We start from the raw sequence: 26,138 nt of genomic DNA, 5'->3' as shown, positions 1-26,138 counted from the left end.
GCAGAAGATAGAGCCGATGAAAAATTATCACAAATTATAAGCCCTTTTATTTAAAATGATTTTGAAGGGAATTCAGAAATCATAAAAATAAACCTTCTTTCATCGAAATATGTCTCACTGATTCTTATCTTGATTCATGTTCAAAGTTAAAAATACAATTCTATCTGACGATATAGCCACAGCCAAGTTTGCATGTGATCTTCCAAGATGCAAAGGGGCTTGTTGTGTGGTAGGCGATGCAGGAGCACCTGTTTCAAAGAACGAGATCCCGGTACTCCATAAGGCATACAAACTGCTAAAGGATGAACTTAGAACAGATTCAGTGAAGGTTGCAGAGAGCGAAGGTGTTGTCGTAGGTTCAGAAAAAGCAGGCTATGAAATTGCTACAGTAAACGAACAAGAGTGTATTTTTGTAAAGTATGATGAGAATGAAATAGCGTATTGTGCTATTCAGAGAGCTTATTTTGAAGGCAGATTTAAATGGGAAAAACCTATAAGTTGCCATTTATTTCCAGTTCGGTTAAAACGGATCGCCGGGTTTGATTATGCCAATTTTGAGTATGTTCCGAAACTTTGCTCCGTTGCATGCGAAAAGGCAGAAAAGGAGAATATTCATCTTGCAGAGTTCTTAGAGAAACCGTTAGTTCGCAGATATGGAGAGGAGTGGTTTGCAGAATTTATTGAATCCTGTAAAGAGATCAGGTTAAAAAAGACGGATGCTACGTAATCAGCAAAATTTAAATCAGAAACAGCAGCAAAGCCTTCAGCAAAAACTGTCTCCCCAGCAGTTACAGTATATCAAGCTGCTACAACTGCCTACCATTGCGCTGGAACAGCGTATAAAAGAAGAGATGGAAGTAAATCCTGTTTTGGAAGAAGCAGACCCAAATGAATATGAGACCGTAAGTCTATCTGAAACAGAAGAGGAAGTAAAAGAGGAGAAAGAAGAAGCTCTTGAAAGTTTGGAAGAGCACGAAGTTGAGTGGGATGAATTTGAAACAAATACTGAATATGACGGAGAAAATTTCAGCACGTCATTCAATCCGGATATTGAAGAATGGAAAGAGTTACCAAATCCTTATCAAGCTTCTTTTCTTGAACAACTTGAAGATCAGGTAAACCTGCTTGATTTTTCAGATGAAGAAGCCCTGATCGCTGATCAGATACTTGGTTCTTTGGATGAGGACGGATATTTCAGAAGAGAACTTGAAGCGGTTGTAGATAACATTGCTTTCAATCAAGGGGTCTTGGTAGACCAGGAGACCGTTGATAAAGTCCGAAAAGAGATCCAGCAGTTGGAACCGATTGGTATTGCTTCAACAGATCTTCAAGACTGTATTCTTGTGCAACTTGAAGCTTCGGATAAAAAATTACCCGGAAGGGAGCTGGCAATTAAAATTGTACGTGATGGCTGGAAGGCTTTTGAGAAAAAGCACTTTAATAAATTACTCCAGAAATTTAATATCAGCCGTGAAGAACTGCAGGAAGCATTTGAAACTATACGTCATATGGACCCCAAGCCCGGAGCTGTAGCCAGTGGCATAGAGGAAACGCAGAACTACATTGAGCCCGATTTTGAGGTGTATTGGAAGGGCGCCAATGAAGGGAAGGCTACACGCGGTGAATATGTTATCAATCTGAATCAGCGTAATTCTCCTTCTTTGCGAATATCTCCTGAATACAAGCAAATGTGGGAGGAGATCAAGGCCAAGAAAAAGAAGAATACAGATACGGAAACACGGACGTTCATGAAGAGTAAGATCGATTCGGCTCAATGGTTTATCGAATCTATACGCCAGCGGCAGAATACGTTGATGAACATTATGAAGACGATAGTGGCACTTCAGGAAGAGTTTTTCAAGTATGGAGAAGGCTTAAAACCGATGATCCTAAAAGATGTGGCAGAGCGTATCGGTATGGACATATCCACAGTATCAAGGGTTGTGAATGGAAAGTATGTTCAAACCCATTTTGGAGTATTTGAGTTAAAGTATTTTTTCAACGAAGGCCTTGAAACCGAAAGTGGGGAGGAGGTTTCAAACAGAGAAGTTAAAAATATACTTCAAGACATGATCGACAATGAGAATAAAAGGAAACCGCTTAGCGATCAGGAGCTAACAGATCGGTTAAATGAAAAGGGTTTTAAAGTGGCGCGAAGAACCGTAAGCAAGTACCGGGAACAGCTGAATGAGCCTGTTGCACGAATGCGTAAACAGGTTATTTAGTCATAGTTAAGTTCATTTCCGATCCTGCTTTCCAACAAATGAACAACAGGGACTTTAAAGGATGAATTTTCTTCTATCTCATCTTTGAGTTGATTTACCCGATCCCAGTTTGTGAACATTGATTCTGCAACGAGGATTATATTCTCCTGCTCATCTACCAGAATCTTAGACCTGAAACCAAATTCTTCTTCAATTCTTATGGCATACAGCATTGCTTGTCTTGTGGTCTCAAATTCACCAAGCTGAAGGATAAACTCAAAGTCAACATTGATCATTGAGGCTGGAAGTTCTTCTTCAGAAATGAATAGATCCGGAATGTTGGTGGTTTGAAGAATATCAATGAGCTTTTGCTTTGCATCATTCTCAGTATCGAAAGGACCGAGTTTGATCTTATACAGCTTCGAATTTTCATCCCTAACCTGATGAACATTCAGCTTATATCGATCTTTAAGCTGGTTTAAATAAGTCTCGGCTCTGTTTGGATTTGTAAAAGCTCCAAACTGAAGATCATAACGCATTTTGCCGGGCGAATAATTAGAGGCAATGGTTCCATAACATTGATTCAGTACTGCTGCATCCGGATAGTTTTCGTTGATATTAAGCGTAGCATTAGAAGCCTGACTCAGTACCTGATAAAGTCCAGTCCGTACGGCATAGAGCCTTCTGGGTACGTTATATACAACATAAGAATCTGCCTGACTGCTATAGCTTTTTACGATTCTTTTAGCTGCGGCATCTGTAGAATAGGCTCCCAGCTGAATGCCATAGCGACAGGTATTGATCTGAAGACTATCTACCTGGATGTTATAGTCTATTGAAAGCCCTCCACCGGTATTTGCTGTTTGGTTGATACCAATATTATTTGAGGTAATTTCCTCAGGTTCTTCATAATCATTAGGAACTAACAAGAAAGAGATCCCCTCCACAAAATCACCCTCAGGAAGTGCCTCTACTTCAAATTCTATTTCTTCAGGAACAGACTTTACTTTCAATTGATCCAGGTTCCCCTGATCAACAGACAGAAGATATTCACCCGGTGGAACTTCGTAAGAATAGAAACCACCATCAGAAAACGTTCTTAACTCTTCACTAAAATTATTGTTTTTACCTTCCAGAGAAAGTTTTAAGCCTCCAATTCCTGACCTTCTATCTTCTGCATAAAGCCGTTGAACCAAGCCTTCAACTACCCCTGACATATAAAATGGAATCTCGACTTTTTTGAAACGGTTGGGATCGGTTATCAGTCCAAAATTTTCGAACTCAGGAACAAGCATCGGGTTTCTGATAGCCGATTTATTCATTTCCATGTTGTAATGGTAATAAGAGTTCATTTGAGTGTAGTAAAGAACTCCATTTTTTTGAATTGCCTGAGCTCCTGAACGCTGTACACGCACTGCATTTTCTGTAATTGCTTCATCACCGTCATCATAGGCCCCATCCGCATTATTGTCGACAAAAAGTCGAATTGCGGTTCCAGATCTTCCAACCTGATCACGGCTTGTAAAAAGGAAATTATTATAATTTGTATCGTAACCTACAGATCCGCGGATATTCTGGGTGAAATTGCCATTGCCCTGAATTTGGTTAAAAGTTGAGCTGGTGCGGAACTTGTCAAAATCTATTATAAGGCTAAAGCGAATAGAGTTGAACTCCCGGAAAAAATTTCGGCCATAGGAAAACTGAAGACGGCCTTTGTTGAGCACATTCCGAGATACCAAAAACTCTACAGATTCGATCTCATCAATATCAGGCTGATAACGCAGGGAGGTTCGCAAAAATACGCCACGCAAATAGGCTGGGACATTACGATTACGAGAAATATTATAAGTAGCAGAGCCTTCGAAGTAAGCTGAGGAGCTGGGGTTTAAAAGATCAATTTCATCTAAAAACCGATCACTGTAACCTAATCTGACATTTAATTTACCAAGGCGTGAGTTAGCATCGACCCGGAAGGTAGTAGTTGAATTGGTTGGCCGAATTCTGGAGAAAGTAGAAGCCCGGAGATTAAAAGGTAAGCTCCCAAACTTAAATGGATAAAATATACTGGCGACTAATCGTTTGTCATCATTAGATGGATTATATATACCGATTCTGCTGGTAAAATCGGTATAATCTACATTAATATTTGCGGAATTGGGGTATATAGCATTCAATACGCCTCGATAATAAGCATCTGAAGCAGCTTCTAAAGTAAGAATGTAGTTACTCATGATCCTTGAAGACAGGGAACCGGTAAAAGTAGGTAATTCATTATGAATATCATCATAGTATTCCACACCGGCCTTAGCTGTCAGCCAATTCGTTATTCCATATGCTCCGGTACCCTGAGCTGTCAGGTTTTGTTCAGTACTTCCAAAAAGAGGGTTGTCTAAACGACCTGCATTTATGGTATAGTTGAAAACACCTTCAGGTTGAAAAGTAAATGGGACTTGTATTCTGCTTGAACGTTCGATGATCTGTCCTGTTGGACCATAGATCCTAAGATCAAGTTGTGAAGACCCATATGTAATAGGGGTTAGGAATCGATAATTACCTAATTCGTCAGCTTGCTGAAAATCAATAAGAGCATTATTAAGAAAAAGCTCCACTTCCGATTGAGGTATGGTGTTGCCCTGCACTTCGAATTCATCAAATAGTCTTCGGGGTTCAATAGGCTCATTACTTAGTCTGATACCGGTATAAGCGTTACGTGCAAAGCCATCGGTCGTAGTTTGCCCGATCGTTAATTTAGTTAACCAATTTTGATCCCGATACATATATCGCCAGCGAAGGTTATCCGTAGCAAAACTGCTGAAATTATCAGAGTAACTGCCAAAAAGGGAGCCTTGCAGATCTCCGCCATATAACTGAATTCCTAAATTGCTGTTATAGTTATATACATTTTGACTGGAATTTAAATTAGAAGACAGATTATAATCCACAAAGCCGCCATCTAAGAAAGGTCGCTCTCTGCCATATCGCACATCATATTCCTCTTGCATCAGCCTGTTTCGATCAGCTACTTGACGGCGCTGTCTTCGAATGGCTTGTTCAATAGCAGGGAGTTCCTGATCTGTTTCCAGGTTTAAGGTCAGGTTGTTGAAGTCTATGGTGAAGTCCAATTCAAAAGCTTCGTAGAATAGGTCGGCACGAAGGTAGAAATCGAGTTCCTTGATCAGGTAATCATCGACATTAATATCAATGGTTCTATCCCCAAAACGTATGCGATTACCTTGCAGATCCAAACGGTAGGGAGTTTGGGCAACCCCAAACCGGCCTTCAACAACTAAGCCATTAACGGTATGCTCAATATTAAAGAGAGAGAAAAGCTCAGAAACAGGAAGGTAAAATTCATCGTCTTTGTAGTAAGAAATGACGACGGAATTAACTACACCACGATGGCGAAAATCGAGATAAACCTCGAATTCATCTCCGGTATTATCTTGAGCAAGAAGAGAGGTTTGAAAACTTCCAGCACAAAATATAAACAGGAATAAAAGTGATATTACTTGCAGACAACCTTTGTTCACCTATGGAATAGTTACTGTGGTAGTTGCTGTTACGGGTTCCATCTGGACTAAGTCAGTGGAAGATATATCGCTTCGGCGGGTTTCAAAATGAACCTGAACGGTGTATTTACCGGGACTAAGTCCTGAAATATCTAATTCTTCCTTTTGTGTTCCGTCAAAAAATAAAGTTGTAGAACGAAAACCTTGAGCTAAAATTTCTCCATTTTGATTTTGCAGGGTAGTAGTTATGGAGCCCAAAAAAGGAGAATTGCCGGTTCTTTGGTAATCAGTAAGTACTACCAATTGATCTTCATTTCCATCCGGAAAAGAAGTTTTTATACCCTCAACTTCGATACCGGTAGTTACTTCACCACTCTTATAAAACAATCCTGTGATCTGTTCGATGTTAATTCCTACGCGGGCAGTAACATTATCATCAGATCCAATTTCTACCGGCGGACTTTCCGGGGTGGAAGTGGTTTTAATCCTTGACCAAAAAGTCCCATCCTGTGAATTATTTGGGGCATTTATTCGTAACCTAACGATTTGCCTTTGACCTGGCTGAAGAATGAAATTTTGAGGGAATGCGCGGATACTTTCAGCAACAGAGTGAGAAGCTTCAATTTCTTGGTTATCTGTAATATTTATTCGCTCCCCGTTTATATCTGTTTCAGAATACCCAAAAAAGAACTCTATAGAAATTTCCTGAGGAGTATTGGATCCATTAATCACCATGTAAGTGCCGAATCTTGTTTGATTATCTAAAAACAAGTTAGTGGGAGCTATGGTAACCTGTGCATGCACTGAACAAGTAAGTAGGCTTAGGAATAGAAATATGGAATTAAGAGATCGTTTCATATTGTTTAAACATTAAATCATAAAGTTTTTAAAACTTAACTAAAAAGTTTCAAACTGTTATGATTTATTATTGAACCTGTTCATTTGATGGTTGGATAAAAAAAAAGCCATGAAAGATTAGCTTCATGGCTTTGACAAACTTTAATTATCCAATTAATTGTACTGAACAGTAAATGTAATTGCTGATCCGTTAGCAGTAGAATAAGAACCGGTTCCACTTGGTGAAGCAAGTGTACCACCAACATCAAGGGTGATATCACCATTTAATGTTACGGTACCACTGAGATCAGGACCAGGTAATGTTACGGTACCACCTGAAGAAACAGATGAACTTCCATTATAAACGGAAGGTGTGAATGTAATTGGATCTGTATTATCTGCATTATCTAGTGTTGCATTGGTCCATGATACAGACACATCAACACCTGCTGATCCTACTATTTGCAGAGAACCAGCTGAAGCGCCAGCTCCAAGGTTAGTTTCAGTTGCTGTATCGTTAGTGTTTGCATCAATGGTAGAGGTTGCTTGCTGAATTGTACCTAACGCAATAGCAGTAGGTGTTAAGCTTAGAGCAGCTTCTACATTAGCTGTTACGGGAACTTCTGCAGTTTCCTGAGCCATAGCGCCGGTTGAAAAAACAGCGGCTATTGCAAATACGGATAAAAGGGTTTTAAGAGTTTTCATAATCGTGAGATTTATTTTTTTCGGTTGTTTAATTTCTACGAGAAAATTAGAGAAGATTAGTTTGCTGTCCAATTAGATACTCTTAATTAAAACGTCCTAACCTTATTACTGAAATCTTATTTACTTGGTTGTAGATGATGATTTATTACTTAAAAGATACTTAATGAAATCGTGATTTAAGTTTAGAGTTCTTTAATGCTACAGCCAAAATTAGAAGATGTTGGATTTCCCGATTGTTAAAAGAGGAAGGTTTTATCGGTTGTTCTTTGAAGAAGGGCTTTAAAAGAGGAGTTCGGAACCGTTCGTCAATCGTAGTCAATAGTAAGAATGATATCAGCAGTATAGACCCCATTTGGGATGTTACCAACGTCAATAGCACCAAAAACATAGATATACATTTCTTTCCAGATCTCCTGATCAAATTCTGCCTGGGTTCTTTCGTGGATGGATACAAGCCCTCTGTTGGCATCTAAGAGGTTTGCGTTTGTAGCATCGTTTGTATCTTGATTGTTGTAGGCCATATCAAGTTCAAGAGGGATCTGATTCTCTATTCCCGGATCTTCATTGGTCAACTGATCTGGATATTGTAGCGATATATATAGGTTTTGAGTATGAAAAGCTCTGATACTAAAAACACCCATATTAACATCTCCGAGCTGTACTGTTGTTCGCCCGGAATTTGTAACCTGGGTTCCAAAATCTAAATTTTGTTCAACGGTGGCACTGAGTTCCGGTTCAACCTTAAGTTGAAGGTTGATGAACTGAGCATTAAGGGGAGAGGTGATACTCCCTAAGAGGAAGAAAAAACCGATATACCGGATAGCATTAATCATAAGTTACGGTCACAGTAATATTGCCGGTGTAGCTTCCTGCATTTACATTTCCAACATTTAAAGAGCCGTAGATATATAAGTAAGCAGTTTCATTAAATATGGCCGGATTGTACCCTTCATATACAGGGGTAGGTGGCGGTCCCGGAGGTCGGTTTCCCCTGGCTAGTATTGGAAACTGAGCACTTGCCACATTAGAGGCAGTCTGCATCAGCACAGCTTGATTGGTATTGTTATTTCCCCGGTTGGCATAAGCAGCCTGTAATGTAAAAGGAATACAATTTGTATTGGAGCCATTGCAGGCCACATCGGAATCAAGAAAGAGATAATTGTCTGCGGTTATATCAACAATCACATCTAGATACTTTACACCTTCTATCATCAATACTTTAGAGTTTTGGAGATCAATAGATTTAAGCCCTTCATTCTGAATAGTCAATCCAAATTCGAGATCTTGAGCAGGGTTTAACTCAGAAAGGGTAACAGCATACTTACTGCTGAAATCACCAAAATCTATTTCCTGGGCACGAAGGTTCACCCCGTTCATAAAAGAAAGGAATGCAATTAATAACAATAACACAGAACACCGATAGCCCTTCATAAAGAAAGGTCTGGAATAGGTTGTGGTTCTATGTGATCTAAGGATCATATATAATCTATTTCTATTGTGAAGTCACCTTCATAATTACCGGGCGCGGCATTTTCCAGATTAACACGTCCGCCAACCCAAATGTAGTATCTTCCTTCGCTATTGAACCGAATATTCCTGTTTTCTAGTTCCAGTAGTTCAGATGTTGCCTGATCTTCCACATCATTACCCGAGATCTCATATTCAAAAGTAAGGCTTCCCTCACCATCAATCTGGGTAAGTTCTCTTTCTGGTAAATAATTTAATCTGAACTCAGCATCGGGTGTGCCAACAGCGATCATATAACCCGCATTCAGATCATTAATTGGGTTAACATAAATCAGACGCTGCCCTGGTTGTGTATTTCCAAACTGCATTGACTGAACTTTAATAAGCTCAATGGATTGTATTACTTCCGCATTAACATTTACTTGTGCGGAAATATTGCTTTCCTGATTTTGAGCCAATACAGTTCCATAGGTGAAGAGTAGAAATAATATTGTGAGCGGGTAATAGCGCATGAAACTGATTTTGAGGTTGCTGCAACTGGTATTTCAATGATTAAAGGTCTGGGTTGACCGACATTATTACCAGTTAATAATTTTTAATTAGAGCTTTGTAACTCCTTCTGACTTTTTGCAAAGTTCTTCTTCAGATGTAGTATAAGATACGACTAAAGGAGGAGCCCGGATTGGTCAAGAAAATTCAGTTTCTGAAATGGATAAAGAAATCATATGACTGAAAAAACTAAAACCGCTTTAAGAAAATTTAGGTTCAATAAAGAAGACAAGAAGCTACGATAGCTTAAAAAGCAAAAGAGTTAAAACCCAGGGGCTGGATATTAATATTTTCATCATTCAGCAGTATTGATCTTGGCCCTTGTTCTGAAAGTTTATTATTGGGTTTAACGATCTCAAAGTTGAAGCTCAATCTTTTGTTGGAGTGCTGTCTGGAAAACCGTACTTCAACCGAATATACACTGTCAATGGGAGCTTCGTCTCTCATTCTGGTACCTGATCTTAAACCAAGAGGGTATAGGTTACCTTTAATTTGCACATAATCCTGATCAGGGATAAAGGTGCTGTCTTGTATGGCAGCTCTCATATCTACATTGAATACAACGGTTGTTTGAGCATTAACAGAAATTAAGGGAATGGAAAATAATAATAAGAGTGCGAGAATTGTTTTCATTGTCACCAGTATATTTTTTTAAGTATAATTTATTTTTCTATTGGCAGATCTTTCCAGTAGACAATTGAAAAGACACTTTCCCTTGGGTAAAAAGGAGGGACCGTATGCATTAGTCTTTCATCATAAACGTAATTCTTTGTATAGCCTGATGCTACACCATAGCTGTTGAATGTTCCAACTGCTCCCCGGTTTTTCTGGACAATTCCTCCCACTAAATTAAGTGTTCCCCTGGGGCTTCCTGAGCTATAATTTTCAACTTCAAAAGATGTACCAAGAGCCATGATAGAAGCTTGAATCGTTAGGTCGGAACTCCCGTTATCTTCATGAGCATATCGGTCAACCACAACATCACCTTCACTTACCATACCGATCATATCGGTAGATGTGCTTCCAACATCAAGTGGGTTTGAGTCATATAAGATATCACCCATAATTTCTATTTTTTCAGAAGAGTGCAGGGTTACCTGACCTTTAACGGTTCCTTTTACTTTTGTGAGTCCATCAACACTTATCACACCGTTATAATCTGATAATTTATGTTCGGTTGTTGAGATAACATTTTCGTAGGAACAGTTCCACCCACAAGAAAGAGTTTCAGTTTCCTCATGCCTGACATATCCTTCTCCTGCGTCCACATAAAATTCCAGTGTTGCATGGTTGCTACCAGAGGGATTGATATTAATCCCGCCTGAACTTGATAAAGTTTCTAACTCAGCAATTTATGCTGCTCCCGGCAATTCTTTAGTTCTATTTAAGTTGAAGTTTGAACCGTTGTTGAAATTGGGAGTGTCACTGCCGTGGCGCATATCTGGATCATTACTGTCCTCATCTCCGGTATAACCTATCCAATCATTCGGACTGGTTACGAATCCGTGAAAGGTTGGAGAACCTGACATTCTGAACGTACCGTTGGTGTGAACCGGGCCGCGTACCTCATCATCATTCCACCACCAGATATTTTGTCCTCCCGGAAGTTTTTCTTCATCTGTGAAATAGGAGTACTTTGAAAATGAATCACGGTTCATCAATACTTGTGTTTCAGCAGTATATCCACCAAAATTCCCGGTACTTGTAAGCAGTGCTTTATATTCATTTAGAGGATCAGCAGGGTCGGGTCCGGTTGTTAATGTTCCGGTACCTTCATAATGCTCATCCGTTGTGATCGTGCCTTCCCATTCCATATCCAATAAGAGCTTATTTATGGCATCATCTACAAGGCTTGAGGCTACATTTCTGGCTTGATGTTCATTATATTGATCAACCACTCGCTCTGGAAGCATATTTGCCCTATTGGCGTTGTTAAGTTGAATAATACCGGATATGATCACAAATCCGCATACTAAGATTAACATTGATCTACCCATTGTGCCCTCCCTTGGTTACCATGGTTTATTGATATTATGAGGCGTGAATGTTCTTTTCCAGGCTGTACGATGGTATTCAGCACCGGTAATTTCTTTTTGCCGTATTGATTCCCCGGACTCCAGCATAAATTCTACTTCAAATCTTTTGGCATTTTCAGGATCCGGAGTTTCTATCCATTGTCTGCTCGCATTATCGTAAAACAGGTATTTTATTTCAAAAAATACAACCGGGAAATAAGAGGTGATGGTACCGTCCTCTTCCCTATACAAGTAGAAATCGTCAGGGTTGGTTGTTGAAGGTACTGAGCTTGTGGAATCAGCATACCATCGGATGGTGCTTCCTGTTGTATTAATTGTAAATTCAATTTCAGTGTCATCACTGGTTGCTAAAACAGGTTCTTCGAATGTTTGGTCTTCGTTATCATCATTAAATCCTATTCTTTTAAAATCGTTTGATAAGACCTGTGCTATATCATCACTACTAAACTGGTTGATAGCAGAAAGAGTAGTTTCCTGTGTAGTTGTCGATAAGCTTATATTGAATGCTAACAGAGAAAGCAACATTAGCCCACCAATCAGAAAAGTTGTAATAAGACTGTAATGCATATCTTTTAGTATTCAAAGGTTAAGGTTCTAACAAAGTCCAGAGCAACGTTCAGAGGAGGAGATAATCTTTCATTTCTTATGGTAATTGTAATAAGGTACCTCCTTTGATCAGAAGTTTCTTCAAGTAATTCAGCTGTACGATTGATCTCAAAAGTTTCTGAATACTGATTTTCACTACCATATTGGATTACTCGTGTATCAGGATTGTCATCATATATAAAATTATCATTATCAGGATCGAATGGATCATAAGGAAAAACAGGCCCATTTTTTGACCTTGCTTGAATCCACCTGATCGCATCGATCTCATCCTGTGCAATGGCAAGAGCCCGGTATTCAAGTTCGGAACGGATCATGGTGTCCGATGTCATATGGAAACTCTGCGAAGTATTGATTGACAACGTGCCAAAAATCAGTATTGCAGCAGTCAAAAATATAATTTCCGAATAATCAGCCATGTTAAAGATCCCTCTTTGTTTATATAACTGTCAACTTAAAGACTATCTGCAACGAACTATGTTACAAATTGACCTCTACAATTTTTAAATATTTAGCCTAATATCTAATTAAATTTTTAAAATATTTGTACCCATCCGGAGAGACTGGTAGTTCTAACTTATTGAATATTAGTCTATTGGGAGCTAGAACTACTTAATAAGGGTAAGCTTTTTGATAAAAGTGAATTCGTCGGTAGACAGCCGGTAGAAATAGACACCGCTGGCAAGTTGGTTTCCTCTGAATACTGCTCGGTGCTGCCCTGCCGGTAACCGTTCTGAGATCAAGGTTTGTACTTTTCTTCCAAGAATATCAAAGATCTCAAGTGTCACATCCGCTTCTGATTCCAAACCAAAAGGAATAGTGGTCTGGGGATTAAATGGGTTGGGGTAATTATTATCCAGGTAACTTACTTCCGGTATATCGGCTTCTATCTCTGAAGTCGTAAATCTTATAGTAAAACGACCCAATTTCAGAGTTTTGGATTTGACCGGAGCACCTGTAGTAGGTGTAGAAGTTTTTATTCGACTATTTGAATTATAGTTGAATGTATAGGTATTCTGCTCATTGAGGTTGATCTCTTTCTGTTCTTCGTGATCAATAAGTAAAATTATCCAATTTTCAGGGATATTACGCATTCCCGGCCAACTAAGTGTATAAGACCCCGAAGCTGTTCTGCCATTCTTAAAAGCCTCAAAATGGATAGGGATATTTAACCGATGTTCAAATTGCTTGGGTAAATTGTTAATTGCCAGCTCTGTTCCGTTTCTTATTGTAGAATAGAGTTCAATATGTGATTGTGAGAATGGTACTAATCGAAGCCCATCCAGGCCGTCTTTTTCCACAAGCCCAGACTCACTGAGCATGATATGGGTTGTTTTCTTCAGGTCGTTTCCTTCTGCCATTAACTGAAGAACGGGAGGACTTACCTTCATTTGCGGGGATTCAGATTCTTTTCGAAGGAAATTACCGCCTGTGGTTTTCGCAGTTTTCATGACCTTTAACTCAGGCGAGGGGCCATTTGCTTTTACCCAAAATCCCTGAAAAGGAGGGATGAACCCACTACCTAATGATCCTGTTGAACCATTCCAGGTAAGAAATTCACCATTTCCACTGTTGGCTGCAGGATCCCAAATGTAGATGGTCGATTCAATGTTTGTTTTAGTCCAGTTAGGCGCATTATTCCAGTTTATTGCTGCTCCGAATGGATTTCCTACAAAGTTCCATCCTGAGTCAGCTGCAGGAGTGTAAGTAACCCCGAAATCTACTTCAGTTGCTGCTGAACCAAATTCTTGTCCGGCTACATCAAGTGTGTCCGGTAGAGGGTTGTTGTAGAGTGGGTCAGCAGGGATATCACCAAAGAAGTAAACCCAGTAACCACGTCCGGGAGATAATGAGTTAGTGACATTGGAAGGGGCTCTTAGCCGGTCATTGTCAGTAGCCGGCAAACCTTCTTCATTAATATCATAATTTTCCAGGTACCACATTACGTTTGGCTGAAGTGTGTCTCCCGGATTTGAACCAGTACTGTAAGAAGCTCCGGTATAACCTTGAGTTAAGGTGCCGTCAAGGAAGTCACCAATAGTAGAGCTAACCGGTGATGCAAGCATTCGCCAGCCTCTCACTCCAGATATTTTTCTTTGAAAACGGAGTACACCTGTACCATATACCTGATCGTTGGCTATTAGATTTATTCCGCTGGGTACAAGTAATTCCCCATCGGTAAGCGTAAGAGTACCGGTAACCGTAAAATTATGTGTGATATCCACTGTACCCGGGTTATCAACTTCCAGGTTTACAAAAGAAAAAGGACTCTCAATGGTTTGATCCGTATTGCCATTAAAAATGACATTCCCCAGAGTGAAATTCGGGATATTCAGATCTCCACCAATGGTTAGGGAGTCATTATTACTTCCAAGCATTTCTCCATTTCCGGTTACATCTCCTGAGACTATGAAGTTAACTCCACCGGATACATTAAGCTGAGCACTGGATTCGATAGATAAACCCGCAATTTCGGTATCGGTGATATTTACTACAGGAAATTCATTACCAACAGCAGGACTGGCAGGTATAAGGACAACTGAGGAAGCATTGGGGATGGAACCAACGTTCCAATTATCAGGATCAAAATAATTTGAAGCGACCGCAACCGAGCCCAATTGACTTTCCCAAATATGACTAAAAGATGCAAACTCCACTAAAGCATTGTCGGTGATGCTATTCCCATTCAGCGTACCGGTAATGGTTGCGACAACCGTTCCGGTTGAAGAAGTGAGTGTAGCTGAGTAAGTGCCGTTTGAATTATCAGTTACACTTCCAATTGAGCCTTCATCAGTGCTTAATACAACTGTTGCCCCACCGGTTGTTACATTATTTCCAAAAGCATCTTTGGCTTGAACGGTAATTGTTGAAGTACTGGCTCCATCATTTAAAATTACAGAAGGAGAGGCCGATATTATTGTTTCAGACTCACTGGGAGCTCCCGCAGATACAAGGAATGAATTACTTATACCTGTTTCTGAACCTGATGAGTTGGTTGCTGTAATGGTACAACTCCCAACACTTGTGATACTAATTGTATGGGATGAGAGTACCCCTGAACTGAAGCTTGAGGTTGTTCCCTGTCCGGTTCCTATTGAGCACGAAGAAGTAACAACTGTAGTCCCTGTAAAAGTAGTGACAGTAGTGCCTGAGCCGTCAATGGCTGTAATTTTTATGTTGAAATTTTGTCCGGCTACTTTTGGACTAATGTTCCCGGAAGGTACTCGCTCAACTTTAAATCCTGTTAAAACTCCCGCATTCACAATGTTAAAATTGTTGCTAACGGCATCATCGAGACCGGTACTGGTGGCCGTCAGTTGTTTGGTGCCCACATCATCTACCTGAAGGTCAGAAAAATCTGCAATACCCAGCGAGTTTGTTAATCGAGTGGTAGTACCTGATAATGATCCTGTTCCTGAAGTTAAAGACATATCGATCGAGACTCCCGATTGCTTGACACTGTTTCCAAACTGATCAGTGAGTTGCACACGTACAGCTGGGGTAATATCTGTATTCACATTTGTAGCTGATGGTTGCTGAGTAATTACCAAGCTATCCAAAGCACCTGCTACCATAGACAGAGAGCCATAATTGGTTCCTCCACCAAGTCCTGTAGTCCCGGAATTGGTGATGTTTCCGGTATTGGGCAATGTTCCTGTTGTTGGGCGAATCTCCAGCCCGCTAATATCGATCTCACCGGGATTAGAGGTGGACGATGTATTTACGGTAAAAGTGACTTGGGAGGAAGTGATGCTTGTGTATGATACATCAAGGGTAGAGGTACCACCATATACTGCGGAGGTGGTTACTGAAGGTATTGCACCTATATTCCACTCAAAACCTGTAGGAGCATTTAATACAAATGTACCACTGGCTGCTAGCTCTCCGGCAAAACCTTCTTTGATAATCGGGCCTGTAAGTGATGTATAGGTAGAATTTGCATCATCAGCTGAGATGTTTTCTCCATTCTCAGCAGCAGTAATTTTTCGAATGGAAAGGGTATATTTCTCGGAAAGATAATCTTCAACATTCTCACGTTCGGATTGAGAGAGAAGGCGGCCATAATATATGAATTCAGCTATTTGACCATCCCAGCTTTGGTTATTGGAATCAGGAGAATCTTTACCTCCCTTACCCACAATGGAAGTTGTTGCCGTATTGATGGTTCCAACCGGAGGAGGACCTGCTGAAGAAGGGTTATTTAAAATTCCATCTATAAAAATATCATACGTATTTCCACTTTGCCACTGATAACTGATAATCTGTCCATTCGTAGTTTGAATATCAGAAAAACTTTCCAGTTGATTATCTGCGTCATCCCCAAGTATCCCCGTTTTAACTACATTCGTAAAAGCCCCTCCGTTATTTCCACCTGCAGCATCATAACGGATTGTTAATGTCTTGTCTTGGGTTGAAGGTGTTTCAGCAATAAATAAACCCCGGTCAGTATTTGTCTGATCTGACTTCAAAACCATGAAAATGGTGAATTCAGTAGATCCATTGATATAGTTTTCACCGTCACTGTCAACAAAATGGTCACCGTCTCCCGCAAAATTTATTGAAGGTTGGTTATTGAGTGGTGTAGAGCTGCCAACATAGGATGGACGGGTTCCTCCATCTGCGGTTCCTGTATAATCGTTTCCATTGCCACTTTGATCCTGCCAGGTTACTACTTCGCTTCCGCTGGTGATAACTCCTGCATCGGCTCTGAGCCAAACCTGAAGGCCATTAATGGCCTCTACGGCGTTAACTTCAATGATCCGTTTTAGTGTATCACTTGCAAGCTCTCCATCATGAGCAATAAAACTTATTTCCCTTTCCGGGCCGGTTGGGATGGAGGCAAAGTTTGAGTATTCAACAGTTCGAATGGCTGTTTCATAATCGCTTAATGAGGTAGTTCCCTGCAACTTGAGCCGTCCGGTTTGGTCATCAAAATTCCCGGTAATTCCAAAGATCTCAGAATAAAGGAGTTCATCCTCCAAAGGCTTAAAATTATCGGTAATGATTACAAATGCGCTGTCAATTTGTGTGTCATCAGGGTCTGAAACCTGTAGGGTAGATGTTATCTCTATAGACGCATTATCATAATTTAGAGCCGAGGATTCAATATTGGTTAGTACCGGGGCTGAATTGGTAGCAATTACATCCAAATCTCTGGATTCTGTGTTACTGTTACTGGCTCCATCATTCACTGTAAATGAGATAGTTCGGGTTATCTCTACAGGATCGGCACTGAGGTTTTCATAGGTTACAGCTTCAAGTGCAGTAGCGTAATCAGCTTTTGATGCAGAACCGGTAAGTGTTAAAGTTCCGGTTGTGGCATTCCAGCTCCCTGTAATTCCAAGCTGATTGGAGAACCCTAATTCGTCTTCTCCGAGGGTATAATTATTGGTTATGGCAATAATAGCACTTTCCATATTTGTATCATCATTATCTGTGATGGATACTGTAAAAGCTACACTGCCATCTACAGCTCCACTTCCTTCGTTATAAGTCAGGGCTGGACCGGAAATACCTGAAAGGGAAGGGGTACTGTTTATTGCGATTACATTCACACTTCGTGAAGCCGTATTACTTACATCGTCCCAATCTTCCACTTCAAAATCTATGGTTCTGATAGCAGTTGATGGATTTACGGTATTTGTGTTCTCATAGGTGACTGAACGTAAGGCTGTCTGATAGTTTGCGGGAGAATCATCTCCGGAAAGTGTTAAAATACCTGTTGTAGAATTATAACTTCCGCTGATGTTTCCAACAGGTGTGAAGTCTAACACATCCTCAGAACCCACAAAATTGGAAGAAATGGTTACAGTAGCCCCCTCCAAATTGGTGTCATCAGGATCAGAAACAGTAATAGATGAAGTAAGAGAGATAGGTGGATCACCTTCCGAGTAATCAATATTAATACCTTCAATAGAAGATAGAACAGGAGGTTCATTACACCATTTATCACATAGATAATCGTATATACTGGCAATTTGTCCTCCATTTAAACTAGTATTCCATGAGGCGAATTCACCGATCAATCCATCAAAATTATTTGTTCCACCAGGGTTATTTCCAAAAGTAACCGGGTCCCTTGTACCATCTTCGGCCCCTATTACAGGCCCTCCATTATGGCTATTCATAGTGCCGGCTGTTTGACCACTAACCTGTACAGCTGCTCCATTCATACTGGCTTGCCAGGTGCCCGAACTGGCATTATGACTTGCTATTACTATATAACTCTCATTCGCTTGAACCGCCCCAAGATCAATTGATTCATCTCCATCAGTCCAACTGTTATTTGTACTCCAGGCATATGCATAGGCATTTCCGTCTTTCACAGATATCTGGTATCCATTCGCACCGCCGCCTTGTTCGTATACCACTTGAAGTCCTGCAGTTGTAGCTCCTGTTCGGAATACGATAGCAAATGATTTTTCAGTGAAATTACTGGTGTTCAGTAAAGCATTACTCGCCCGGTTTAATTGGTTTCCTGATCCATTAAAAATAATGCCGTTTCTTGTTCCAAAATATGAGGAGTTATAGGTTGGCTGTTCTCCTCCGGTTCCTGAGAATGAAAGATCTGTACCCGAGCCAACGGCGTTGTCTGAATGGTCACCCCAAGTTGCTATATTCGTTCCGTCAGCAGGCTGATTAGAAGCCAGGTCTCCGTTGACATCCTGAGCGTCAAAATGAAAAACAGGATTGGCAATATCTGTGGATAGATCCGATAGTGTGGTTATGATGTTAATATCTCTTGTAATGATATTACTGTCATTCGAGCCATCATTAACTGTAAAAGAAATAGTTCTGGTACTCTGGTCTGGACTTGATCCGTTCGTATTGTTATAAGTAACATCCCGCAGAGCTGCCTGGTATTGGGCTATGGTGGCCGACCCTGTAAGTGATAAAATGCCGGTACCTGAGTTCCAGGTTCCCGTAATTCCATTCTGATCGGTGAAGTTGAGTACATCCTCAGAAGCAATATAATTTCCGGTGATTTGAATTTCTGCACCCGAAAGAGTAGTAGTGAAAGGATGATCAACCGTTATCAAAGAGGTGACAAAAACTGAAGAACCTCCTGCAAAGAAACTCTGAGGAGTGGATTCAATATCAGCGAGTACAGGTGGATCCGGAATTTCAGAAATAAAACTTCCCGGCGCATTTTGATTATTATACTCTGTAGCAATCCAGTCTGCAGAGCGGGCGACATTGGAGATCCGTACCTCATCCATCAAGCCGTCAAATTGGAAGCCTGAACTTGATAGTGTCAGAGGATCTCCATTGTTGGTAAAATTAAATGGGGTGCCATTTGTGGCATCAACGGCACCATCAATATAAATGGCTCTTCCGTTTGTAGTTGAATTCGTGAACGTCAGGTAATAATTCGTCCCATCATTCAAAGCACTTCCATCAAAAGCGGTGCCATCGTCATTAAAAGTAATGTTGTTGAAATAATAAGCAGCATAGGAACTGTTATAAGCTCCTTTAGTAACAAGATCCGGGCCCACCGTATTTAAGTTAGATCCGTTCATCCAAAATGAGATAGTGATATCCCCGGTGATATTTAGAGTGGGATCGTCAGCGATACTTATAATGTCGTTTCCATTTCCCGCATTAAAATCACGTCCATCACCTATTAATCCGGGTACTACACTGGTTCCGCTTGTGGTTCCGTTATTTCCATTATTTGTTGCATCGGATAAATCCGCACCAAGGTGTAAAACCATTTGATAACCTGAATCCCATGTTGTATTAACAGATTGGTCCGTTGTTTGGCTTGTATTACCGTAATAAATGAAGAACTCAGTATCAGCAGTGGCACTTAAGGTGGGGAAGCGAACCCAGAATAAGATCTCTCCTGTAGTAGCATTGTATGATTCCAACTCATGGTCTAAAACAGTAGAACCATCTGCGGAGGTAAAAACAATATCGTATCCGTTTGGGCTTTCAACATCTCCACCGTTACCTGTTGATCTTAAATCATTGTCAGTGAGGGAGATAAGTACCGGAAAATCAGTCAGATTTCCAGAGCCGGAAACCTGAGCATTATCTACAGCAAATTTTTTACGCAGGTCATAACCCGGCACCTGTGCGGAAAGAGTTTCCACACTAATTAGTGCTATTAGCAGGGTCAATAGTCCAATATGTGCGCTGTGGATGATTTTCACACTTTCGGGTTAGGCTGAGTTTGGAGGCAAATATAGTTATTGGATATCTAAACTTGGGAATAATTAGCCATTTCTAACCCGTATGAAAATAATCTATAAGAAGGAAATAAGCATTATTTAATCAGCGTCATTTTTTTAGTAAAAACCCCGTTCTTCGTTACCAGCCGATATAAATAAACTCCACTCGAAACGCGGCTGGCATCCCATGTAAAAGTGTGGGTCCCGGCTTGTAATTCAGAATCAACAAGAGTTGCTACCTTGCGGCCAAGGATATCAAAAATGGAGAGTTCGGTATAGCTCTGAAGCGGAAGATCAAATTGAATTCTTGTAGTAGGATTAAAAGGGTTTGGATAATTTTGTTCAAGGGTAAAATCCGAGGGGAGCTCATTAGCATCTGAACCGGGATCAATTCTTAATACAAACCGGGTGTTTTCCGGATTTGTTTTACTTTGAATTTTAGGAAGTGATCCCTTGCTTTTATTTGTGGCTGCTTTTCCTTTGACGCCCTGATGGCTAAAGATATAGGAAGGCTGATCTCTAAGGCTTACTTCACTATTCTCTTTTTTATCAATTAAGGTAATAGTCCAGCCTTCCGGGATATTGTCCATATTTTGCAGCTTTAGATACATATTCTTAGAAACAGAATACCCCTCTTCGAATGCCTCAACCTGCAACGGAATTTCAATTGGAATACCAAAGTTACGAGGCAGATTATTGATTGAATATTTCTCGCCGCTGGATGAAAATGAGGATAATTCTATGTAATTGTTGATACCTGAAAATGGATTTAATCGATATCCATCTAATGGATCCTTCCCAATTTTTGCGTTTTCAGAAAACATAAAATGTGCAGAAACCTCACGATTATCTTCGTCCACTATTTTTACTGAGAACATGGGGTGACTATGCTTGCCCGATGAGTTTGTTTTACCGACATAGGCACCTCCGGTTGTTTTAGCACTTTCATTAACTACTAAAGAAGCGGGGGATGAGTTTGCCTTGACCCAGAATCCCTGAAATGGTGCTATTAAACCGCTGCCTAAATCTCCGGTTGAGCCGTTCCACGTTAAAAATTGATTGCTGTCATAGTCCCAGATATAAATAGTTTGATCAATGTTTGTTTTGGTCCAAGAAGTAGGATCATCCCAATCGATAGTAGCAGCATAGGGATTCCCAACCAAGTTCCATCTGGAATCGGCTGAAGCTGTAAAAGTAACACCTAGATCAACAGGTCCTTCATTTTCCTGGCCTTGAACATCCAGGGTCAATGGTAGTGGAAAAACATCATTGTAGTTCGGGTCAGTATCAATATCCCCAAAGATATAGGTGAATAATCCAACTCCCTCACTGATGGTGTTTGATGCATTAGAAGGGGCTCTCCATCGTTGATTATCAGTACCGGGATAGGTCTCATCATAAAAAAGGACATTAGGTTGTAATGTATCTCCGGGGTTTGACCCTGTACTGTAATAGGCTCCTGTAAAACCCTGTGTCACGGTTTTGTCAAAAAGATCATTGAAATCTGTGTTGATTGGTGAGGAAAGTAATCGCCATCCATTGGAACCGGTTATGGTTCGTTCAATTTTAAGGTTGCCGCTCCCAATAGACTTGGTATTTGCGATCAAATTCTTTCCGGAACCAATACTGAAAGTGCCACTTGTTAAAAAGAGTGTGCCATTGACCCGAATATTATTGGTTGATAAGGTTGCTCCGGAGCTATTTGATATCGCCAAATTTTGGACTGTTTCCGGCAAACCGCTTCCTGTATTTTGCCCAACGGTACCATTGTAAGTATAACTGCCTGAAGTGCTGAATGCACGGGTTGTGGTTTGAATGTTTCCTGATGCACCTGATGCGTTAATTCCGGCCGGTGAACCGATTCTGAGGGTTCCTGTGGTAACTTCAAATGTACCGTTCCCGGTAATGGTTTTTATCCCGGTAGTTAAAACCCCACCGCTTCCTACACGAAGAATAGCTCCTGACTTTACTTGTACCGCTGTTTGATTTTCGATGCTGTTAGAACTTGAGATCGTCACCAGATCGCCATCGCCTATGATAACGGTTGCATTATTTGTATTGCCGGGGTGATCGGAAGTAGAAGGTGTTCCGGAGTGGCCGGTTTTGGACCAGGTACTTGCGGTAGCCCAGTTCCCTGAAGTAACGCTGTAAAAAGTAATGGGGCCAACTTTGGTAAATCTCTTGATGTGGTTGTTGGATAATTCTCCACCATCAGTACTTTCCAGGTTATTCATAATGATCCGGTATTCCACATCCTCAAGAATAGCAGCTATGGAAAGTGTTACCTGCCGGCTGTTCCCACCGGTATTCAATGTAGCACTGTTTACAGTTACGGAGCTGGAATTACTTACCCTTTCAATGTCATAATTGGAAACATTCTCAGCAAATGATTCAACCATTGCTTTGTTAAAGGTGATAAATACCGTGTTAACATCGGTGGCGACAGCTGAGACGGCAAATGGGTCAGGACTCGTTACATTATCTGAACCATCTCCATTCACTTCTCCCTGAATATCTAATTGGTCATCGTCTTGTACATTTACGGAACCTCCTTCGTTAACAGTCAGGTCTCCCTCTATTGTAACTACATTTTCTGAATCTCCATCTGTTTGAAAAGTAGCGCCTGAGTCTACTACAACATTATTAAAAGTAATATTATTACCATTTGTAGTAACCGTTTGAGTACTGTCTCCACTAAAAGTTACCGTACTCGATTCCGCATCAAAATCACTGCCCCCACTCACTTCAAAATCACCGGAGAGCGCTAAATTACCACTTCCAAGCGACATGGAACCACCGCTTGTCACCGAAGCATTACCAGCTACATTTATAGTCCCGGAATCCACAAAGAGATTCCCATTGCTTGAGAAGTCAGCGTTACCATTAATATTTACGGTTGCATCCTGAACATAAAAATAACCAGAGCTTTGAACTTGCACATCACTGTTGATATCCACGGTTCCGGAACCCAGATAAGCATATGCGTTTCCCTCTACATCTAAAGTTGAATTAAAAACTAAATTCCCGGAATTAAGATTAAGCTCTCCATTACTGACGATATTGGCAGGACCATCAAATATCGCCGTTCCATCATCACCATTAAAGTCTCCATTTACGGTAGTTGTACCGTCAACGGTAAGAGTAGCAGTACCTAAATTGAAGATTGAGCTTTGGCCAACAGTCAGATCCCCGGATACATTAATTGTTCCTGAACCGGCGTCAAACCTTTTATTAGAGCTACTAACAGTTAGATCACCATTAAAATTAGCCGTTCCATTTCCTAAAGAAAACCCGGGCTGTGTTGTATTTCCTCCATTTAGAGAAATGTTGGCATTTGTTGTAAAATTGCCACTTGTCATTTCTACATACCTGTTTACATTTGATCCGAAGGTCATTGATGTTCCGGTATGATTAACGGTTCCTCCATCAATATGCAGGGAACCACCGTTTCCATTAAACTCAATTTCATTCGTAACGGTTAAAGTTCCACCGGATATAACTGTGAGATAGGTAATACCTGCCCCTGGATAGTAACTCCCCAGCTGAATAGAATTGACGGTTACAGAAGTGTTGAGGATGGGCTTGTTTGGAAAGTTAGTAATAACGACTCTGTAGCCAGGGCCGGGCACACCATTACTCCAGTTAGAGGCATTATTCCAGTCGCTGTTAACGGATCCATTCCAGGTGGTAGTTTGTGCAAATGCATCAATTCCGGCTATACCTGAAATTAGCATACATAAAATTAAAATAAGTAGACTTGTCTCGTGCTTGATCAATTTATGTCCTAAAATTCTCTGCAAAACCATTGTTGTTTAAAATATGCTTTACTTAAGTTATTGAGCAGTTAATAATTATTAATTAACAGACTCTAACAATGATTCGAAGATGTAAATTAACTTTTCTTATTTTGAGTAAAACTGAGCAATTGAATAAAAAATTTCTATGAAAGGTATCATATTAGCAGGCGGAACCGGCTCTCGGTTATTTCCCTTAACAAAGGTTACGAATAAACATCTCCTTCCGATTGGAAATAAACCTATGATCTATCATCCGATCGAAAAATTGACCGAAGTTGGCATTGAAGAGATCCTGATAGTGACAGGAACAGATCACATGGGAGATGTGGTAAATTTACTGGGTTCAGGTAAGGATTTTGGATGCCGTTTTACCTACAAAGTTCAGGATGAAGCGGGTGGTATAGCTCAGGCTTTGGGTCTTGCCGAAAACTTCGCAGGTAATGAACCTGTAGTGGTGATACTTGGAGATAATATCTTTGAATCTTCTCTTAAAAAAGCGATGGAAAATTATGACGGAACCGGAGCCCAGATCCTTATCAAAGAAGTTCCGGACCCAAAACGCTATGGTGTTGCTGAATTGGATGGCGAGGATGTGAAGTCGATTGAAGAAAAACCTGAAAACCCCAAATCAAGTTATGCTGTAACGGGGATCTATTTTTATGATTCAAAAGTATATGAATGTATTAAAACCCTGCAACCTTCCGGACGGGGTGAATTAGAGATAACTGATGTAAACAATTTCTACATCAAGAAAGGAGAAATGAAAAGTTCAGTAATGGAAGGGTGGTGGACCGATGCCGGAACTCCGGAATCTTATCAAATAGCAAACGAGCTTGTGCGGAGTTAATATGCGGGTCTTGGTTACGGGAGGAAACGGACAGCTTGGAAGTGAATGGGTCAGCTACCTGAATCGTCAGGAAGTTGAGTTTATTGCACTGCCTTCTTCAGACTTCGATCTTACTGATCATGCCGATACCCGGCGCGTAATGGGGAATTTAAAGCCTGACCTTATTATCAACTGTGCTGGATATACAAAAGTTGATCAGGCTGAGGAAGAACCTGAAAAGGCTTTTGCTGTTAACAGCGAAGGTGTTAAGAATCTTGCAGACTACTGTGCCTCGAATAATATAAAACTGGTTCACTTTTCTACTGATTATGTATTCCCCGGGACAAAAGAAGACCTGCAGAATTATCCTCAGGGATATTCGGAAGATCACTCCACAGATCCGGTCAATACCTATGGTGAAAGTAAATTAGCCGGTGAACAGGCGATTAGGGAATCCGGTTGCGAATTTATAATAATACGGGTGGCCTGGCTTTGTGGAAAGCATGGGAGTAATTTTGTGAAAAAAATGCTGAAAATGGGGAGAGAAAGAGAGGAACTGAACGTCATAAACGATCAGCTTGGATGTCCTTCTTTTGCCCACAACGTTGTTCAAAACTGCTGGAAATTAGTAGCAGAAAATAAACTGGGAACATATCACATTTGTTCAGAAGGAAAGATAAGCTGGTATGATTTCGCCAAAGAGATATTTGAGCAAATGGAAATACAGGTAAATTTGAAACCGGTTAGCAGTTCTGAATTCCCTGCCAAAGCTAAACGCCCGGCATTCTCTTTATTAAATACCCAAAAAATTAGTAACATCACCGGCATTAAACTAATTGACTGGAAAGAAGGATTAAAGAACTTGTTAGCAGAATTGAGAGTATGAAAATTTCAGAAACCCGTATACCTGCGGTTAAGATCATTGAACCCCGAGTGTTTGAAGATGACCGGGGATATTTTTTTGAAGCCTATCGCAAATCTGTTTTGGCTGAGGCCGGGATTGAAGATGAGTTTATTCAGGACAATGTTTCAAAGTCATACCGAAATGCGATTCGGGGTTTGCATTATCAAATTCAAAATCCGCAAGCAAAGCTCGTGCAATGCCTCAGAGGCTCGATTCTTGATGTTGCTGTAGACCTTAGGCAGGATTCTCCTTCATTTGGGAATTATGTAGCAATAAAATTGTCGGATGTAAGCAAGAGAATGCTGTATATACCTAAAGGCTTTGCTCACGGATTTTCAGTACTTTCAGATGAGGCCATTGTAGCCTACAAATGTTCGGACTACTACAATGCGGAACGGGAACGCGGTGTACGCTGGGATGATCCGATCATAAGAATAAATTGGGATGTAAGTCGCCCGATCCTCTCTGAAAAAGACCGCAAACTACCATTATTTTCATCTATCAAAGAAGAAGATCTATTTTAA

Annotated in this window: 18 protein-coding genes; 5 read left to right on the top strand and 13 right to left on the bottom strand. The window is 40.6% G+C overall.

Annotation, left to right across the window (positions count from 1 at the left end; all coding sequences use genetic code 11):
• The first annotated feature begins 136 nt into the window (after window positions 1-136).
• Complete coding sequence (locus ACFSVN_RS08555; RefSeq protein ID WP_390301015.1) at window positions 137-727, top strand: DUF3109 family protein; 591 nt, start codon at window positions 137-139, stop codon at window positions 725-727.
• Complete coding sequence (gene rpoN / locus ACFSVN_RS08550; protein WP_390301012.1) at window positions 717-2,225, top strand: RNA polymerase factor sigma-54; 1,509 nt, start codon at window positions 717-719, stop codon at window positions 2,223-2,225. Before ACFSVN_RS08555 ends, rpoN begins: the two co-directional genes overlap by 11 nt.
• On the opposite strand, the gene ACFSVN_RS08545 is transcribed toward rpoN, so the two are convergent.
• The 13 genes from ACFSVN_RS08545 to ACFSVN_RS08485 form a co-directional block, all read right to left on the bottom strand.
• Window positions 2,222-5,734, bottom strand: coding sequence for an SPOR domain-containing protein (locus ACFSVN_RS08545; RefSeq protein ID WP_390301010.1), 3,513 nt, complete (start codon window positions 5,732-5,734; stop codon window positions 2,222-2,224). The genes rpoN and ACFSVN_RS08545 overlap by 4 nt on opposite strands.
• Window positions 5,735-6,571 (bottom strand): fimbrial biogenesis chaperone, encoded by an 837-nt coding sequence (locus ACFSVN_RS08540; RefSeq protein ID WP_390301008.1) that lies wholly within the window; start codon window positions 6,569-6,571, stop codon window positions 5,735-5,737.
• A 153-nt stretch (window positions 6,572-6,724) separates the two neighbouring features.
• Window positions 6,725-7,255, bottom strand: a complete 531-nt coding sequence (locus ACFSVN_RS08535) for a hypothetical protein (RefSeq protein ID WP_390301006.1) — start codon at window positions 7,253-7,255, stop codon at window positions 6,725-6,727.
• Between the two features lie 305 nt (window positions 7,256-7,560).
• Complete coding sequence (locus ACFSVN_RS08530) at window positions 7,561-8,088, bottom strand: hypothetical protein (protein ID WP_390301004.1); 528 nt, start codon at window positions 8,086-8,088, stop codon at window positions 7,561-7,563.
• The gene (locus tag ACFSVN_RS08525; RefSeq protein ID WP_390301002.1) at window positions 8,081-8,734 is read right to left on the bottom strand and encodes a hypothetical protein; all 654 of its coding nucleotides are present in this window, start codon (window positions 8,732-8,734) and stop codon (window positions 8,081-8,083) included. The genes ACFSVN_RS08530 and ACFSVN_RS08525 overlap by 8 nt, the downstream gene beginning before the upstream one ends.
• Complete coding sequence (locus ACFSVN_RS08520) at window positions 8,731-9,234, bottom strand: hypothetical protein (protein ID WP_390301000.1); 504 nt, start codon at window positions 9,232-9,234, stop codon at window positions 8,731-8,733. The genes ACFSVN_RS08525 and ACFSVN_RS08520 overlap by 4 nt, the downstream gene beginning before the upstream one ends.
• Window positions 9,235-9,517: 283 nt before the next feature.
• Window positions 9,518-9,904 carry a hypothetical protein gene (locus ACFSVN_RS08515; protein WP_390300998.1) on the bottom strand — a complete coding sequence of 129 codons (387 nt, stop codon included), beginning with the start codon at window positions 9,902-9,904 and terminating at the stop codon, window positions 9,518-9,520.
• Between the two features lie 29 nt (window positions 9,905-9,933).
• The gene (locus ACFSVN_RS08510) at window positions 9,934-10,539 is read right to left on the bottom strand and encodes a hypothetical protein (protein ID WP_390300996.1); all 606 of its coding nucleotides are present in this window, start codon (window positions 10,537-10,539) and stop codon (window positions 9,934-9,936) included.
• An 84-nt stretch (window positions 10,540-10,623) separates the two neighbouring features.
• The gene (locus ACFSVN_RS08505) at window positions 10,624-11,256 is read right to left on the bottom strand and encodes a DUF4900 domain-containing protein (protein WP_390300994.1); all 633 of its coding nucleotides are present in this window, start codon (window positions 11,254-11,256) and stop codon (window positions 10,624-10,626) included.
• A gap of 27 nt (window positions 11,257-11,283) precedes the next feature.
• Window positions 11,284-11,874, bottom strand: coding sequence for a hypothetical protein (locus ACFSVN_RS08500; RefSeq protein ID WP_390300992.1), 591 nt, complete (start codon window positions 11,872-11,874; stop codon window positions 11,284-11,286).
• A 5-nt stretch (window positions 11,875-11,879) separates the two neighbouring features.
• Window positions 11,880-12,245, bottom strand: coding sequence for a hypothetical protein (locus tag ACFSVN_RS08495; RefSeq protein ID WP_390300990.1), 366 nt, complete (start codon window positions 12,243-12,245; stop codon window positions 11,880-11,882).
• Window positions 12,246-12,521: 276 nt separating this feature from the next.
• A complete protein-coding gene (locus ACFSVN_RS08490) occupies window positions 12,522-20,009 on the bottom strand; it encodes a DUF2341 domain-containing protein (protein WP_390300988.1) in 7,488 nt (2,495 codons plus the stop codon).
• A 173-nt stretch (window positions 20,010-20,182) separates the two neighbouring features.
• Window positions 20,183-23,821 carry a T9SS type A sorting domain-containing protein gene (locus ACFSVN_RS08485; RefSeq protein ID WP_390300986.1) on the bottom strand — a complete coding sequence of 1,213 codons (3,639 nt, stop codon included), beginning with the start codon at window positions 23,819-23,821 and terminating at the stop codon, window positions 20,183-20,185.
• 208 nt (window positions 23,822-24,029) lie between these two features.
• On the opposite strand from ACFSVN_RS08485, the gene ACFSVN_RS08480 reads away from it, so the two are divergent.
• Genes ACFSVN_RS08480 through rfbC form a run of 3 tightly spaced genes read left to right on the top strand, consistent with a single transcriptional unit; the run spans window position 24,030 to window position 26,138 of the window.
• Window positions 24,030-24,731 carry a sugar phosphate nucleotidyltransferase gene (locus tag ACFSVN_RS08480; protein ID WP_390300984.1) on the top strand — a complete coding sequence of 234 codons (702 nt, stop codon included), beginning with the start codon at window positions 24,030-24,032 and terminating at the stop codon, window positions 24,729-24,731.
• Window positions 24,718-25,596: a dTDP-4-dehydrorhamnose reductase gene (gene rfbD / locus ACFSVN_RS08475; protein WP_390300982.1), complete on the top strand. Its 879-nt coding sequence runs from the start codon at window positions 24,718-24,720 to the stop codon at window positions 25,594-25,596. The genes ACFSVN_RS08480 and rfbD overlap by 14 nt, the downstream gene beginning before the upstream one ends.
• Complete coding sequence (gene rfbC / locus ACFSVN_RS08470; RefSeq protein ID WP_390300980.1) at window positions 25,593-26,138, top strand: dTDP-4-dehydrorhamnose 3,5-epimerase; 546 nt, start codon at window positions 25,593-25,595, stop codon at window positions 26,136-26,138. The genes rfbD and rfbC overlap by 4 nt, the downstream gene beginning before the upstream one ends.

Origin of the sequence: Gracilimonas halophila, assembly GCF_042684365.1 — a bacterium.
In the GTDB taxonomy this organism is placed as follows: domain Bacteria; phylum Bacteroidota; class Rhodothermia; order Balneolales; family Balneolaceae; genus Gracilimonas; species Gracilimonas halophila.
This window is presented reverse-complemented; position numbering and strand designations above follow the sequence as displayed.